This window comes from Pontibacter toksunensis (genome assembly GCF_042686245.1).
In the GTDB taxonomy this organism is placed as follows: Bacteria; Bacteroidota; Bacteroidia; order Cytophagales; family Hymenobacteraceae; genus Pontibacter; species Pontibacter toksunensis.
The window spans coordinates 1-16356 of record NZ_JBHUOX010000023.1 but is presented as its reverse complement, the minus strand read 5'-3'; the positions used below and the strand labels follow the sequence as shown (position 1 = coordinate 16356).

Here is a 16356-nt window from a genome sequence, read left to right as displayed (position 1 = left end):
AGATGAGTAGCTGAGAGACCTTTCATGATATGATGAACAGTGTGTCTAAGGCTAACAGATAGATTCACCTAAAGGCAAATAGTAGGGGAGGGCACCAAAGAGAATAAGGCAAATAACAGAAGCTTTACCTCCTCAAAAGAAGTAATATTTGGCTAAATCGAGAGGTGTAAAATCTACAGGTGGCGGTTTTAGTGTCCGAATAGTGTCCGAAGCAAATGAAAAAAGGCCCTTAGCTGCTGCTGAGGGCCTTTCGTGTAGACCTCAGTATCGAACCTTATCAACAAAGATTTTATGGCTGTGGATAAGTATCTAGCTGTAGGAGAGGGGCAATAAACACCCTCTTCAACAATAGCAAATGACTATCTGCTTTACATAAGAAGTGTTATAAGCGAAACAGCCATTTTAGCCAACTGGAGGGGGTAGGGTTTTTGGTTCTTTCACGGGGTGCGGGAATTGTCTGCGGGGTGGTTTATATTGACTGGGATATAAAGTATATTCGGCAGTCCGGTTCCGGTTACCGGTCGATTTCGACAAATAAGCCGAATAGACTTCCGTTTATCTCCTAGTTAGGGGCAATAGAAATGGATAAAAAACAACTTATATTAGTCTTGACTTTTTTGATGGTGGGCTGTGAGCAGAAGGTATCTGAAAAGGCAATAGCGTCCTTGGATAACGAGGAACAACCTATATTTTCTCATGGCGGAGATGGGCTCCCAGATGATTTACCAGAAAGAAGATATGAAAAGTACACTGGCTTCAAAGTGAAACGGATATTTAGCAACATGGCTTTATTTCCTGACCACATTTCTTTAGAAAATGATACTGTAATAATTCATGAACCAAAGAAAGATAGCTCTCTTACAAGCGTAAAAATCATTTCTACAGGTGCCTTACCAGAAAAAAATTACACTGAATTGAGAAGTGTTCAGACGAGAAATCATTTTGAAGCCTTTCTGTTTCGGGACACGCTGCAATTGAAATTCTTTGAAAGAATGAAATTCAGAGAAGAGGGCGTGAGAGTCAGAGTTATAAATAATCAGTTTACAGTTTCTCCTTACGTTGTTGATGATGGCAATGCCATTTACACACCAAATAATTTAAGACCTCTGCCTTATACAGAGTCAGAGAATTTTGTTCATTGGTGGTATGTGCCACAGGAACTGAACCTTTATCTGTTCCTAAACCAAGAATCATATGAGATTGGTGATACTGTTTTCGGAGAAATAAATTACGTAGGTAGCTACCGTAATTCTACAGTATATACCAAGGGAGGGTTCAAGGGAATAGTAAGAGAAGGAAAACAACTTACCCTAGCCACACCTAAAAAGCACTAAAGCGCTTTTTAGCCAAGACGTTAGTGGCAATTAAATCAATTAAGTGATTATAATATCGATTTAAATTTATTATCTGATATTACTTATTGTAGTTTAGTAAAGATTAGTAAGCCTTTAAGTTATGCAGTTGTTGCTAACCCTTTGTTAAAGCATTCATGGTGAGCAAAGTCTTACTAACAAAATGTTTCATCTTAGACTACATTCCCTGTCCTTCTAATTTGACAAAGGCTAGCGTAAAATGAAACAAGTGTGAGGGAGCCCATGTTCAACCTGTTTTTGAATTTTTGTTAAATATTTGCTTTATTTTAATTAATCTACCCTTCTTTGCATAATTTAATTTTATACTATGCATATATAAACATTTTTATAAAAAATTAAAATAAATATTATAGAATAATACAAAAATATCAGTTAAAATGCATAATGAAAATAAGTAATCGTCGTAAAAGTAAATATCTTAAAGAAAACAAAGTGTATTGCATTAAATAATGTAAAAAGGGTATTTTTCTTTAAACAACCACCAAATGCTAATACGGGAAGCTACCAAAGAAGACAATGTAGCTTTGCTTGCCTTGACACGTACCTGCCCCATGGATGGGATTATCGGGTTACTGATAGATAGGCAACCTGACTTTTTTTCGTTGTTGCATCTGAAAGGCAGGCATAAAGTGCTGGTCGCGGAAGTGGATAACCAAGTGGTAGGGTGCTTTGCCTTGGTGCTTAAACAGGCTTACATCAACGAGGCGGAGGAGCAAACGGGGTATCTGTGCGATTTAAAAATTGCACCTGCATACCGCAACATGCTGGTGGCGTACAGGCTCCTCAGGGCCATGTACCAGTATATGCGCACTCTGCCCATCGACTTCTACCTGTGCGTTACCGCGAAAGGAAATAACCTGGTGGAGACGCTGGTGGCAGGAAGGGCCGGTATTCCGGCTCCTTTTAAAGCTGCTGATTTTAATGTGTACCAGTTTCTACCATTACGCAAATACAAGAAATCACCCTATGCGGTGGTACCTTATGAGCAGCAGCACGAAGCGCAGGTACTGGAAATATTAAATACCTACTACCGGTCGTACCAATTTGCTTCTGTTTTTGATGCGACAGACAACGTAGCGGGCGACAAGGCCTGGTTGATTTATGAGCAGGAACAACTCGTAGCGTTCCTGAGTGTAGCCGATATGGACCAGCACAAGCAGAATGTGGTGCTGCGCATTCCGGTTTACCTGAAAGCTTTACTTTCCGTTATCCGGGTTTTCTGGCCTTACATCCGGACTACTCGGGAGAAGGAGCCACTCAAAATGCTTTATGTGAAGTACCTGGCTTTTACGCCGCAGCACACCAAACAGGCATTGGCACTGCTACAGCAAGCCCGGCACGATGCTTACGTCACGGGGTATTCTTTTCTGAGTTACGGAATAGATAGCCGAAATTCTTTAGCGACGCAACTTAGCCGGGTTCCTAACATAGCCTTTAAATCAAAAGCATATGTTTTTGATCTCAGGTCGTCGGGCAGGTGGCCTGCGGGCAGTGTATGTCACGATAATTTTTACAAGGTTTAACCAATAGATTTATACCTATGGACTCACCTCTTCTAAACCCAATCCAAACACTGGAGCACCGGGGCATTATCACCGATATTATCTCGCAAGCCATAACCGGTGAGCTCATTGGCATGTCTAACTTCGCTTCGCTGGCAGGTGCTATCGACGATGTGCATGAAAAGATGGAGGCTGTGGAGCATGCCAACTGCGAGCGTAAGCATGCCGAGGGATTTATAGCTTTAAGTAAAAAATTCGGGCTGGATCCCATTATCAACCTGGAAGGCTATTACTGGAAAAACGTGCGCGAATGTTTTTTGAAATATGCTGCCAAAGGCGATTTCATAGGCTGTATCATTATTCAGGAAGTAATGCTGGAGTGTTTTGCCGTGAGCATGTACCACGATGTGGGTCAGGCACTGGATAATGAAATCGGGGCGCTGTTTACGGCCATCTCACAGGAAGAAGAAGAGCACATTGAACATTCTATTGAGCTATTGCAGGCGGAGCTGACTAAAGATTCCGAAGCATTCTACAGCAAAATGGAAAACATACACAAAGACTGCATGACCATATTGGCGGAATGGACAGCTAAAACTGATCTGAAAGGACATTGCGGTGTGTGCAAAGGCAGCTGCATGAAGGAGGCCATGCCCGAAATTGCGCTTGATGTAACCCGCATGCGCGGCAATGCCCTGAACCTGTATCTCAGCACCCTAGACCGGATTGGCTTACCAAATGAAAAAACACTCCGATGGGTAATAAATCTGCCGGCTTAACCTTTGCCGCCATTGGCCACCAGGACAGCTGGGGCAAAATAACACAGTTCGTGAACATGATCCGGCAGGAAGAAGCAAACCCTGCGCTCTTAGAAGATAAGGTAAAAGAAGTGTATACCTACATCCCGCCCCAAAAGCTTTTTGATGTGGAGATTAACTCGCCTGTAACCGATGCAGTCAATGGGTTTTACATCGAAACCTTTATTTCGCCGGATGAACTGGGGCCTTCGCACCTTTGGCAAAACGTAAAAAAAGTAAAAGCAGCCTGCCAGAAAGCGGTACAAATGGGTGCAGATGTGGTTGCCCTGGGTGGATTTACTTCTATTATTCTGGAATCAGGAGCAGCCAACATTTCTTACCTGGATAAGACGGCTTTTACTACAGGCAATACCTTAACAACAGCCTTTATTACCGATGGAGTCGAAAAAGCGGTGCGTGTCCGGAACAAACGCCTGGGGGAGTTAACACTGCTTATAATTGGTTCAACCGGTGATATTGGCTCAGCTTGTGCGGCTTATTTTTCTGGAAAAGCAAAGCAAATGCTGCTGACGGCCCGGCAGCCTGGCCCGCTTAAAAAGCAGGAAGTGGAACTGGTGCAGGCAGGCATTTCCTGCAGCAGCTCCACCGACACCCAGAGTTTGTTACCGCTTGCGGATATTGTCATATGCGTGGCAAGTTCCCTGCTTCCGGGCACATACCTGGATTTGCTAAGGGACGATGCCATTGTTTGCGATGCTGGCTATCCTAAAAATCTGCAGGTGCCTGTAAATTTAAAGAATCAGTTCTTTTTTTCGGGTGGGATGGGAAGAGTCAGCGAAGGCTATAGCATTGTGCAGGACGAGTACAGGCGCATTTTTTATGATTTCCCACTACCCAATATTTCGCATGGCTGCCTGCTAGAAGCTATTGTGCTGGCCTTAGCCGGCAATGCAACTTCTTACTCTTCCGGAAAAGGAAACATCACCACTAATAGTATGCATCAGATGCTGGAACTGGCAGGGAAGCACGCGGTGTTTACTGCCCCTTTTTATAATTCGAATGGTGTGCTTTAATAACCAAACTATATGAAAAAAGAACTAAAGGGACAGGTAGCGCTCAGCAAACTTATATTTACCCACAACTGGGAAGACCCCGCCATGGATGAGAAAGCCCTGCAGCTAAAGCCCGGAGCTACCGTGTTTACCATCACATCGGGGGGCTGTAATACCCTTGGTTTCCTGCGCTTCGATCTGGCAGAAATTTTTTGTGTTGATATAAATCCGTCGCAGACCTACCTGATGGAGCTGAAGCAGGCCGCTTTCCGCCACCTGGGGTATGAGGAAATGCTCGGATTCTTTGGGATACGCGAACATCATGACAGGCTTCATGTATTTAACAGCCTTTCGAAAGATCTGTCGGAAGAAGCGCGTACTTTCTGGCAGGGGCAAACCAGTATCCTGAAAAAAGGAATTATAATGAATGGCCGGTACGAACGGTTTGTGAAGTTGGCTTCCCGGATTTTACGACTCATCCAGGGCAGCAGGAAAACACATAACTTGTTTACACTAGACTCGCTTACGGAACAAAAACAATTTTATGAGCAGCAATGGAATAATGCCCGCTGGCGTTTTATTTTCAGGGCGATGTTCAATAAGAAAAGTCTAGCTAAAAAAGGACTGAATGCAGATTATTTCCATTTCGACGATGGTTCCACCTCCTTTTCCGAAAGTTTCCAGAACAGGGCGGGCCATGCCATCAGCGATTTGCCGGTGCAGGACAATTATTTTCTGTCGCTTTACCTGCTGGGCCACTACCAGAACGAAACCAGCCTGCCCGCTTATTTAATGCCTGAAAACTTCTCTCTTATCAAAGCCAACATCGATCGCATCATACCTGTCACAGCCGACAGTAAATACTGGCTTGATAGTCAGTCTGAAAACAAATTCGATGCTATGGCCCTCTCGAACATCTGCGAACTGATGGATGCCACCGACACCGACAAGCTGTTTTCGGAAGTGCTGCGCACGTCCAAGCCAAGCGCAAAACTTGTTTTCCGCAACCTGATGATACCACGCGAAGTGCCCGAGCGGCTCCGGGAACAAATTGTTAAAAACGAAGCGCTCAGCAAAGAAATTCAGTTTCAGGACCGTTCGTTTGTGTATGGAAAAGTGGCAGCTTATGAGGTAGTTAAATAATCATTTCCGGATGGCACCTGACGCATATAAAATTCCTTATAAACTAAACCTGGCAGTCACAATAGTCTGCAGTGTTGGTTACTTTCTTTTGTTGTACCTCGCATCCCACGCCAGCCACTACATTTGGATGCTGGGTTGTGCCGTCGTTTTTGCTTTTATGATGGTACCTGTTTATTCGCTCATACACGAAGCAGAACACCAGTTGCTGCACCCACATGATAAAACAAATACGTTGCTGGGCAGGTGGCTCTGCATGCTTTTTATTGTGCCTTACACCTTTATGAAGCACTGCCACCTGAAGCATCACAAGAAAAACCGTACCGACGAAGAAATGTGGGATTTGTACTACGAGCATCAAAACAAATGGAAAAGGTACGGCAACATGTATGGCATGATGGTAGGCATTGGCTACTTTGCCTTATGGCTGTCGGTGCTGCTGTTTGCCACCTGGCCTAGGTTGCTTTATACCCGCTTCTTCAGATCGAAACCAGAGATTGCAGGATTTATCCGGGGCAGCGACACGAAAGAAAAAATCAGGAAATCGACTTACGAAAGCTGGGCCATCATCGTGTTTCAGGTAGCTGTATTTATGCTGCTCGACCTGCACTGGCAGGGATACCTGCTGTTATTTACAGCACATGGTTTTCTATGGTCTTCGCAGAACTACGTGAACCACGCTTTCAGTCCGCGCGACATCATAAACGGAGCACACAACCTCCGTATGCCGGCCTGGGGCAAGTGGGTATACTTGAACTTTAACCTGCACCAGGCACACCACCAGCACCCGCAGATTCCGTGGGTACACCTGCCTGCATTCGTTAACAGGGGCTCCCAACGGATGAGCTTTTTCCGAAACTACCTGGAGCTCTGGAAAGGTCCCAAATTGACTAACGTACCGGAACCTGTAAAACAACAGGTGCAGGAAAACGACTCCTAGACTCCCGCTACTCCTTGAGTTCGCTAGTACGCCTGTGCACCAATTGAGCAGTAGCGGTTTGGTGCAGTAGTTCTTTTATGTTTCTAGTGACCTCCTCCAAAAAAACCGGACCGTTGTAAAGTAGAGAAACTAGGCACTCGTCGTATTGAATCAAAAGCGAGGAGCCATCATGAATTTAAATTTCACAGAGTCACAAATCATTTTCACCACCAGGCAAGCTGAGCAATTGGTGCTGATTCATTAATTGTCAGTTTCTGCTCAGGCTTCATGCTTTGTGTTTTTTCTGGAGAAATAGCCTGTAAAACTTAGGGAGCGGGAACCTAAGGGGAAATTTATCGAACTAAAAAAGTCGCTCCACTTTATGTGGAGCGACTTTTTTACTGTAGTAGACCTCAGTATTGAATTATAGAACAATATCCACAAGGATTTTGAGGCTGTGGATAAGTATCTGCAGGTGGGAGAGGAGGGTTAGTAAGATTATTACTGAAGGTGAATTTTCTTCAAACTACAATATTCTTAAGTTTGGGAGGAACTCACTGATAGATGCCATTTTCTACATTACCACTGTCCCATTTATGGAGGAGGTCATTATTTAAAATCTGCTACACTAGGGAAGTTGAACAACAGAGGAGCTGACATACATAGTTCGGCTCAAAAATAGAGTGCTCCCAAGTATGAAAAAAATATTGTTAACTTTCCAGGTGCACAGCTATCCTGTAGGTAAGCTGTCAATTTAACTTTGGGTTTAAAAAATAGCCATTAAACAAAAGGATTATGGTGTTATTTACAATCTTAATATTCTATAATAATGCCAATCAAAGAACTAGAAATTAAAAAAGAGAAAAAAAGCAGAAGACAGTTTCTTTTGTGGCTATGATTCATCCTTTAGTTAATATTCACTTTTGGTGGAAGCCGAACAATGGAGCAAAAATTAATTATGAAAAAATATGAAGGGAATCCTATGAGTACTAGTAAAAATAGATGGCTAATAGCATTATCCGCAATTTGTATCCACCTTTCCATTGGTGCCGCTTATGCATACAGTGTTTACACGAACCCACTAGTCAATTCACTCGGTTGGTCGGTTTCATCTGTAACCATAGCTTTTACAGTAATGATGGTTTTGGGAGGGGCTTCAGCTGCCATATTCGGGAGATTTGTTGAAAGAAGCGGACCAAGAAAATCGGCAATGATTGCTGCGCTTTTATTTGGTCTGGGACAAGCAGGATCTGGCTTTGCCGTTTCCATCGATTCACTTATTTTATTCATACTTACCTATGGACTTTTAAGTGGTGTGGGGCTGGGTATTGGTTACATTGCGCCAGTGTCTACTTTGGTAAAATGGTTTCCTGATCGACGGGGATTAGCTACAGGTATGGCGGTTTTGGGTTTTGGTACCGGAGCCCTTATTACAGCTCCGCTTGCGGCTGCCTTTATGGAAACCCTGGGTATCTCCACAACTTTCTACATTTTAGGAACAAGTTACTTTGTCCTAATGATTCTTGGCGCTTTATATATTGCACCACCTCCAAAAGGGTGGCTGCCCCGCGGTATGACACACAGTGAGACTGCGCCTACAGAAAAGAAGATCAACGATCTGTCCTCTCTCACTGCAAAGAAAGCAGTAAAAACAAAGCATTTTTGGATGTTGTGGACGATCATGCTAATTAATACAAGTGCGGGAATTATGATGATATCAGTCGCTTCCCCAATGGCTCAAAAGATAGGAGGGCTATCAATCGCAAGTGCAGCTGTAATGGTAGGACTCATGGGTATCTTTAATGGTGCTGGCCGAATAGGGTGGGCAGCAGCCTCCGATTATCTTTCCCGGCCCGTGGTGTTCATCATCTTCTTTGTTATACAACTCGTCGCGTTCATTACACTTCCTAATATTTCAAGTGCTTTAGTTTTTCAGGCACTGATTTTCCTGGTGGTCAGCTGTTATGGTGGTGGATTTTCAAACCTTCCTGCGTTTATAGCCGATCTTTTCGGAACAAAAGAGCTTGGTGCCATTCATGGTTATCTTTTAACAACTTGGTCTTTAGGTGGGTTATTAGGACCAACTTTAGTGTCTCAAATTTACGCAGCTACTGAAAGCTATATTCCTGTATTCTATGTATTCACCTTTTTAATTATAATAGCTTTAGTCATTGCTGTGCTATTGAAAGCAGATGTTCGGCGTATTCAGAAACAACAGAGAACGTCTACAGCTGCAGGTTTGCAGTAAGGACATTGTAATGATTTACTGAAACTATTGCTGATAAAACTATTAATAAGTAGAGTGCCAGCAACATATAAAGTGCAGCAAATGTTAGGCATTCACAAAGCGGGGCAACTTATGAGTCTGGTAGTGGGGCCTTTGCCGAGTGACTGAAGAGATCAGATATCAACGAGAAGCATATTTTTGGCGATATAGTAGGCATTGAAGGAGGGAAAATTAGTAAGGCCGCTTCCTCTGCAGATATTACTTCATGGTTGTTACCATGAGCCTGTCAAGGTTATTGGTAATGTTTCTATTGGCGATTACATCGTGCCGTCTGGTAACAATGACGGCTATGGGGTAGCCATCAAACCCTCTGAAGTGACTTTAGAGAATTATCCTCCACCTGAAGCACACTTAGAGAGTACTTGGGCTCTAGAGCCAAGATGCCGGAACGCGTCATATCCGAACCTAGCGGAAGACCGTAACCTAATGCAAAATCCAGCTTGAACGGGCGAAAAGTCCTTGTTGCGTTTTGCGCCTTTGCACTTGTAAGCACGATCGTTAACAGGAGAAATAAGGTCGTCTTTTTCATATTGACTTTAAGGTTTAGGGTTCCGTTGTTAGGTATCTGTCAATACTACAGCCAATATTAGCTATATTGTTTAGCCCGGCTGTTTAGTTGATGTAGTACCGGATAAAGGCTTTTGAATATAACTTATATCCGCAGACTTGCCACTCGTTTTTTCAAGGTTCTTTCACAACAAAGGTTACGCTGTCTTTTGTCTGTATTTTATCGTACTCTCAAAATAAGGGATCATGTCAAACAAAATTCTCGGCGGGTAATTTTCTCAATTTTACGGCAGCGATCATTGCTGAGATTGTTGCCGGCGTTGCGTCACCGTTTGCCTTCGCCGTATTCCAATTCATTTTTTTACCACCAGCATTTTCAAAGTCACGCACAAGTGCATATAACCGTATGTTTACGCATATCCGCGAGTTGACGTGCATTGGAATCATGGATAGACAACAAGAGATAGAGTATCTCTGTGCAAAATTACTTGCACTTATAGGTATACGTTCTAATTTCACTACCCCCACTGTTGAACGGCATGAATTTTATAGGATAACCTGCTTCATTGTATTCATATGTTCCTGTGGGCTCTTCTTCTACTCTTCCATCTAAATGGGTAATAGTCTGCTTTTTTATATTGTGCTGGTAGGGAAAACCTGCTGTTCCGATACCTAATACTACATGAAGGGAATAGGGTGCTCCAGATAGGAAACCTTTCTTATCATCATACTCATATGCAACTGTGGTTTCGACTTCTCCTGAACTATGATAATAGAATACCTTTTTCATTATACCATTCTGGTACTCATACACAACCTCAGACTGAGGAAAGCCTGGTTGATGATGGGAAACCTTTTTAAGCTCTTTATTTGAGTTATATTCATAAGTCGTAAAATATTGAAGATCAGGAGATCCATTGAATATAACATAATGATTGCTTTTAATAAGTTGTCCGGAGGTATTGTATTCATAGGTCTTACGATCCATCTCCTTTCCATCTGGAGCTAGATGCTTCATTTTGATAACATTGCCCTGATTATCATATTCCATCAAAATAAGTCTACTTATTTTTGAATCTTGCTTGTATTCTATTTTTTCAATTCTACCTTTTCCGTCATAATGATAAGTCTCAACAGTGTTGCCCCAATTATTGCTGTAACTAGCAGGCAAGTAAGTGTCACAATCTAAGACAGGAGGGTTATCTTCACTTTCATTTGATTTACAACCAATGAGTAGCAAAAGTAGGCAGTAGAGTAAAGTCTTTTTCATAGCTGCTTTCATTTAGAAGGTAAGAACAAAAAATAGAGACACACAACAATCTATGCCTAATATAATATTTTTTATGATTATTTCCTTTTGTAATTTTATTTAAGTGCCTGAGAACAGACTAGCACATAACAGTAAGTTGGGCGGGGGGCAGGGTGCTGAGCAGCCACACCCCCAAGGGCAGCACCCGCTTGAAGATTGCCCTTAGGCAGGCGGCCAATGCCATCGGCAATCTGAAGGAGACGCACCTGTCGGACTTCTTCAAGCGGGTGGCCCTCCGAAAGGGAAGGCAGGCGGCAGTAAGCGCGACGGCCTGAAAGCTGGCGGTGATTATCTGGAACATGCTTAACATAAGAGGGCTTATAGGCCACAAGAAAAAAAGGTTCCTCATCACGAGAGCCTTCCTTTCTTGTTCTATAACGGCTTATATGTTGCAAGAGCTTGAAGCATGATTTTGCTTTATAAAACATACTATGAGCTAGACGAAGAGAAGATCGATAAACCTACTTCTTAGCGCTTTGACTACCTGTAAGTACTTAAAGTTCACAGACATGTTTATCCATTTGCCATGGAAGGAGCTGCTGCCCGCCACTAACCCCCCGCCGAAGCTATGACTACAGCTAAGACCATAAGAAGCGCAGCCAGCACTGCGGAAACAACCAGCACTGTGGAATTAATGATCAACCCAGCACGTGCTTTTCCTCTCCCAGCAAGCTTGCCAGGGTTTCTTTTAATTTCTGAGAGCGCTGCTATACTCGCTGTCAAGCCGAAGACAGCTGCTAACGCCGCCAGCAGGAAAGGAACGGGGGAGGATATCGCTATTCCAACGAGGATTAAAGCAGCTGCCAGCAGGCTAAGCATCAAACCAACTCCAGCCTTTTTACTTTTATCTGTTTCACCCTCAGGCGTAGCCTGTACTCCCTGTCGCAGTGTTGTCTGCAGTCTGCTACTTCCTTCTGGTCTTTTGGCCAGCCTGGCCGCCACTTTGCCTGGAGTTAAAGCAGGCTTGTAAACAAAAACAACAAGCTGCACTGGCCCTGGAGTAGATGATTCCGATAAGTTTGCTGTTGTGCTGGCATTAGCTTCTGGGGGTAGAGTATGGGCTTCAAAGCCTTTCTCCTGTACAGATTGTAAAGGGAGCGCAGCAGCATGAGTTGGAATCTCCTCCGCCTTCCGGGCTTCCTTGTAGAAACCATAGGGATCGGCACCTTTAGAGATGAAAAGCGCTTCTTTTTGGGAACAGCTTATTAAGAGCAGCAAGCCAGCTGGTAAAAGAAAGGCAGAGTAGGCGTGTTTCATATGATAGTCCCTCCACTTTTGGTTATCCTACCCTGGGGTAGCAGCTGACATTAAAGCCTCTGACATGCCTTTGATTACCTGTCTTCATACGGTAAAACTGGCTAATGGATGGTCTCCTTCCCCCGTGCTAAAACACTTAAATGAGGTAGATTCATTGGCGGAAGCCCAGTAGAGCGGATTTGTAAGTCTAAAGGTTAATTTCCTTGTTCCCAGCAATCTTAAACAAAGCGCTTTAGAGCTTAGAAAATAACAAAGCCCCTCTTTATATACTTTCTTTTACATTCCTGTTACTCCGAATGAGCAGTTGATATTTTTATCATTTAGGAGAGTGCCTGCATCGGATACAGCATTAAGCTTGAAATCCTTTTACAGCAGTCCAGTTTTTAGGAGGAACTCTCTTCTCTATAACTACTACCAAAATGGCTGAAAATATCGCGATGTGGGAGAGGAAGGTACATACTCCTGTATTTTGGCTGTAAACATGTTGGCTAATATGAAACAGTAGGTTAACTTCTGGTGTGGTTATACGTATTTGGAATTGGATTATGCTGAGTATAAGTTTCGCCTACACTTCCTGTTGTCCCATTAGCCATTCCTAAAGCGGTTGCTTTAGGAGCATGTGTTTTGCACCCTTTCTTCTAGACCCTGGTATTTTGCCAGTTTCTTCATTTGACTTCCTGCCCGGGGTGCCCCAGATGCACCTGGCCCTGCTCCATGTCTGCTCCTGGCAGTTACCTGTTGCCTCTATCTCATCTCCTTTCTTACATCCACAAATTATGAAACACCATCTATACTCCTTTATCCGGCGCATCGGCTCGCTGGTAATGCTTTTATCCATTAGTCTTGCTTCACACGGGCAAGGGCTCGGTCCTGAGACGGAGGCCCGGCTGCAGGAGGTGATTGACAGTATCCATAACGATACCGCCGAACCCTTTGTGGGGGGTATGTCAGTTGCCGTAAAGGTAGGCGACAACTTCCTATGGGCGGGAGCCACCGGCTACGCTGCCCGCAATGTAGACGCAGAGAACAACCTGCTACCTGGCGGCACTCCTTTCACCACTGGTACACTGTCTCACATCTACAGCATCACCAAAACCTTCACAGCCGCGCTTGTGCTGGAACTGGCGCAGGAAGGGGTGTTCAACCTGGATGACCCTGTCAGCGCCTACCTCCCGCTCAGCCAGATTAACCCGCGGCTCAACAGCGCAGTCACCATTCGCCAGCTGCTCGCCCACGAGAGCGGGTTCTCTGACTATGTCGTGGAGCCGCAGCTCCAGATTGCGGTGGCGGCTCAGCCGGCAAGGGTTTGGACACCTTTTGAAGCCATATCCTTTACCAACCAAATCTTCCCAACCGGCACAGAGCGCCGCTACTCCAGCACCAACTATATCCTGCTGGGTGCATTAGTGGAGGCTGCTACCGGTAAGCCAATAGAGCAGCACTACCGGGAGCGGTTCTTCGAGCCGCTTGACCTTGAGTCGATGTACCTGGCGGGAAGAGAGCCCCGGGGAAACCGCGGCATACTGGCTGCGCCACACGATAACCTTAGCCCCTTTAACCCGGTTTTTGCCCAGACCGGCCAACCCCTTTTCCCGAATGCCTACACCAACATCTCACGTTTCCCTATGGATGCGATTGTGTCGTTGGCTTATGCGGGCGGGGGCATCGTTTCCAATGCGACTGACGTTGCGGAGTGGGGGGATGCGCTGTTCAGAGGCCAGGCGACTAGCCAGGCAACATTGGATATGATGCTGGAGTCTATTTCTGCTTCTCCAGACAAGAACGGCGATTTTCTTGGTTACGGTATAGAGCGGATTCCGCACATAAGCGACAGCGAAGTCTTCCTGGGGCATAATGGGGATGCTGTTGGATATCGCGCGGTTCTGGCGCATCAGCCGGAGAGAGACGTGACGATAGCTGTGCTTACAAACTTCGCCGGAGCCGATCCATACGCCATTGCCAGGGCACTTTACCGGGCTTTAGCCCCGCAAATAAGTTCTTTTTCACCTATGCAGGGGCTGCCAGGCACCACTGTCACCATTGACGGCAAGAGACTGGCCACTACTACTTCCGTACGCTTCAATGGAGTGGAGGCAGACTTTACGGTTGTCAGCGAGGACAGGGTAACGGCTGTTGTACCCGCCACGGCTTCCAGTGGTCTTGTTACCTTAGAAGCGGCGGGCGGCACTGTAGAAACTAACCTTTCCTTCACGGTGCTCCAGCCTAGCATTCAAGCCTTTTACCCGAACAAGGGTTGGCCCGGATCAAAGGTGCTACTGGTGGGCAGGCATTTAGGTACTACGCGGGAGGTATATTTTAATGGTGTGAAAGCCGAAAAGTTCAAGGCCTACTTTGATTTCCTTATACTAGCTGAGGTACCTCAGGGGGCCACTACAGGCAAGATTAGCGTCCTGCTGTCTGGCGGCGGCCGGGCATATACCAGCTCAGACTTCACCATTTACAGGATTCCATTTTTAGCAGCCAAAGTTGAAGAGGCTGAATCACAAAGCGACGATAAAGCCGCCATGGCAGAAGCTCTTATCCAGGAGCAGGAGCTAATGGCTTATCCGAATCCTTTCACAGAGCAGGTGACCCTTGTCTTCACCTTAGCACACACGCAACCAGTGGACGTGAAAGTACATGATATCAAGGGGCGGGAAGTTGGGGTATTGTACCGAGGGGAAGCCCAAGGCAACAGCAGGTACCAGTTGACGTGGAAGCCAGGGAAAGAGCTATCTCCTGGGCTTTACATTCTCAGGCTGCAAACTCCTGGCGAGGTCAGGCAGCAGAAAATAATGCTGACAAAGTAGAATAAGTGCATTCCTGTGATACGTCCTAAAGTAGGCTGACATTTTCAGGTACACCATCAAAAGGCCCTAATCATTGAAAGGTTAGGGTCTTTTGATGGTGTACCTTAGCAGTAAGGTCACACTTACATCACCTAAAGGCAAACCTGCTAAACATCGTTTAGCTTATACGCTATATTTAAACAAAATGCTCCTCATCATCAGGAGCATTTTCTTGTTCTATAACGAAGGTTATGTTAAATCTATTGCTGCATAACTACGATGGCCTGTGCTGTAACAAGAGTTGGTCGAGAGGCAAGGTTAAGGAAGCCTCACAAGCAGAAAAAGGCTTTCAAGTCTTTGGCAGCTTAAAACGGCTACTAAATATTTTTTATTATCTACCTCAATATTTTAGCTCATAATCCTTCTTTCTGATTTTATAGTCTAATTTAATCTTTACTTTTTTATATTTATACCGTAAATGAAGAGCGCAATCTCTTTACTTTTACCTTTATGAGCTTACATATAAACTCTGCGCGTTTCAGTGCTTATCATAGCACCCTAATAAAGAATACCGCTTGTGTTTTTTTAGATAGAGGACGCAAGACAGCTGCCTAAACCTGAAGAACACCTGGTGACAATAGATAAACCTAATAACAATGCTTATCTGCAAATTTAAATCATCCTAAACCAAAAGCGAAGTTAAAATGACAGAAAAGCCAACATCAAAAAAACTTTACCATGATAGTAATAATTCTTACCCATGCAGATGCAGAAAATGTGGAGCCTGGGCAATTTAGAGGTTTAAGCCATAAGGGAGGCGTTCAGGTGGATGAAGCAGCCAGCCGATTCCACTCAATCGTTGGTAAACTAGTGCCTGAATTAAATTCTAAGCAGATCCTAATTAGTCAGATTCTCAGTTCCCCTATGGCACGGTGTATCGAAACTGTTCTCCGTTTTTCGAATGGTGTTAGAGGATTCACTGCGACTTCGGAAATTCGAATAGCTCATCGCTTAAGAGAGCAGAGGTATGGGCAATTGTCAGCTGGCGACATTGTCTCAGTGCTTGATGACACGTCCTCAGAAGTTGTGCTCCTTTGCACACATGGAGACCTTGCAGGCGCGTTGCCGGTGAACGCAGAATTTAAGCCGGAAGTAGTTAAGGATGGATGGTTCAAGTCACGACCTGTCCTCACGATTATGGAGTATGACCCCAAAACCAAATGGGAATATGCAAAAATTTTAGGCTGTGAGGCAAAAGAGAACAATTGGGAGACACTTCTCCAAACGTAGTTTTATCACATGCCAACAACTTCAACAAAAATTATAACTGACACAGGTGCTGAGCTCCTCCCATTTTTAGGACATGTGAAAAGTAGAGAATTCGGGTTCTACTATATTACATTCCACCCACTCTTCCGGCGTCTTGTCGCCCAATGAGCTATGGGGCCGGAATTGGTTATACT

At 44.6% G+C, this 16356-nt stretch carries 11 protein-coding genes; 9 read left to right on the top strand and 2 right to left on the bottom strand.

Annotated features, from left to right (window positions below; genetic code table 11):
- Window positions 1-581: 581 nt before the first annotated feature.
- The 7 genes from ACFS7Z_RS21885 to ACFS7Z_RS21855 all read left to right on the top strand — a co-directional run bounded on the left by ACFS7Z_RS21885 (window position 582) and on the right by ACFS7Z_RS21855 (window position 8992).
- On the top strand, window positions 582-1334 hold the full coding sequence (locus tag ACFS7Z_RS21885; protein WP_377489560.1) for a hypothetical protein: 753 nt from the start codon (window positions 582-584) through the stop codon (window positions 1332-1334).
- 524 nt (window positions 1335-1858) lie between these two features.
- The gene (locus ACFS7Z_RS21880; RefSeq protein WP_377489557.1) at window positions 1859-2896 is read left to right on the top strand and encodes a GNAT family N-acetyltransferase; all 1038 of its coding nucleotides are present in this window, start codon (window positions 1859-1861) and stop codon (window positions 2894-2896) included.
- Between the two features lie 17 nt (window positions 2897-2913).
- On the top strand, window positions 2914-3654 hold the full coding sequence (locus ACFS7Z_RS21875; protein WP_377489554.1) for a long-chain fatty aldehyde decarbonylase: 741 nt from the start codon (window positions 2914-2916) through the stop codon (window positions 3652-3654).
- Window positions 3630-4706 (top strand): hypothetical protein, encoded by a 1077-nt coding sequence (locus ACFS7Z_RS21870; RefSeq protein WP_377489551.1) that lies wholly within the window; start codon window positions 3630-3632, stop codon window positions 4704-4706. Before ACFS7Z_RS21875 ends, ACFS7Z_RS21870 begins: the two co-directional genes overlap by 25 nt.
- Window positions 4707-4718: 12 nt before the next feature.
- Window positions 4719-5828, top strand: coding sequence for a DUF3419 family protein (locus ACFS7Z_RS21865; RefSeq protein WP_377489548.1), 1110 nt, complete (start codon window positions 4719-4721; stop codon window positions 5826-5828).
- Window positions 5829-5838: 10 nt separating this feature from the next.
- The gene (locus tag ACFS7Z_RS21860) at window positions 5839-6765 is read left to right on the top strand and encodes a fatty acid desaturase (protein ID WP_377489545.1); all 927 of its coding nucleotides are present in this window, start codon (window positions 5839-5841) and stop codon (window positions 6763-6765) included.
- 919 nt (window positions 6766-7684) lie between these two features.
- Entirely contained in the window at window positions 7685-8992 is a 1308-nt protein-coding gene (locus tag ACFS7Z_RS21855) for an L-lactate MFS transporter (protein ID WP_377489542.1), read from the top strand.
- A gap of 1030 nt (window positions 8993-10022) precedes the next feature.
- Here ACFS7Z_RS21855 and ACFS7Z_RS21850 read toward each other — a convergent pair.
- Both ACFS7Z_RS21850 and ACFS7Z_RS21845 read right to left on the bottom strand, forming a co-directional pair.
- On the bottom strand, window positions 10023-10808 hold the full coding sequence (locus tag ACFS7Z_RS21850) for a hypothetical protein (RefSeq protein ID WP_377489539.1): 786 nt from the start codon (window positions 10806-10808) through the stop codon (window positions 10023-10025).
- A gap of 588 nt (window positions 10809-11396) precedes the next feature.
- The gene (locus ACFS7Z_RS21845) at window positions 11397-12104 is read right to left on the bottom strand and encodes a hypothetical protein (RefSeq protein WP_377489536.1); all 708 of its coding nucleotides are present in this window, start codon (window positions 12102-12104) and stop codon (window positions 11397-11399) included.
- A 776-nt stretch (window positions 12105-12880) separates the two neighbouring features.
- Here ACFS7Z_RS21845 and ACFS7Z_RS21840 point away from each other — a divergent pair.
- A complete protein-coding gene (locus tag ACFS7Z_RS21840; protein ID WP_377489533.1) occupies window positions 12881-14914 on the top strand; it encodes a serine hydrolase in 2034 nt (677 codons plus the stop codon).
- Window positions 14915-15631: 717 nt separating this feature from the next.
- Window positions 15632-16183 (top strand): hypothetical protein, encoded by a 552-nt coding sequence (locus ACFS7Z_RS21835; protein WP_377489530.1) that lies wholly within the window; start codon window positions 15632-15634, stop codon window positions 16181-16183.
- Window positions 16184-16356 lie beyond the last annotated feature (173 nt).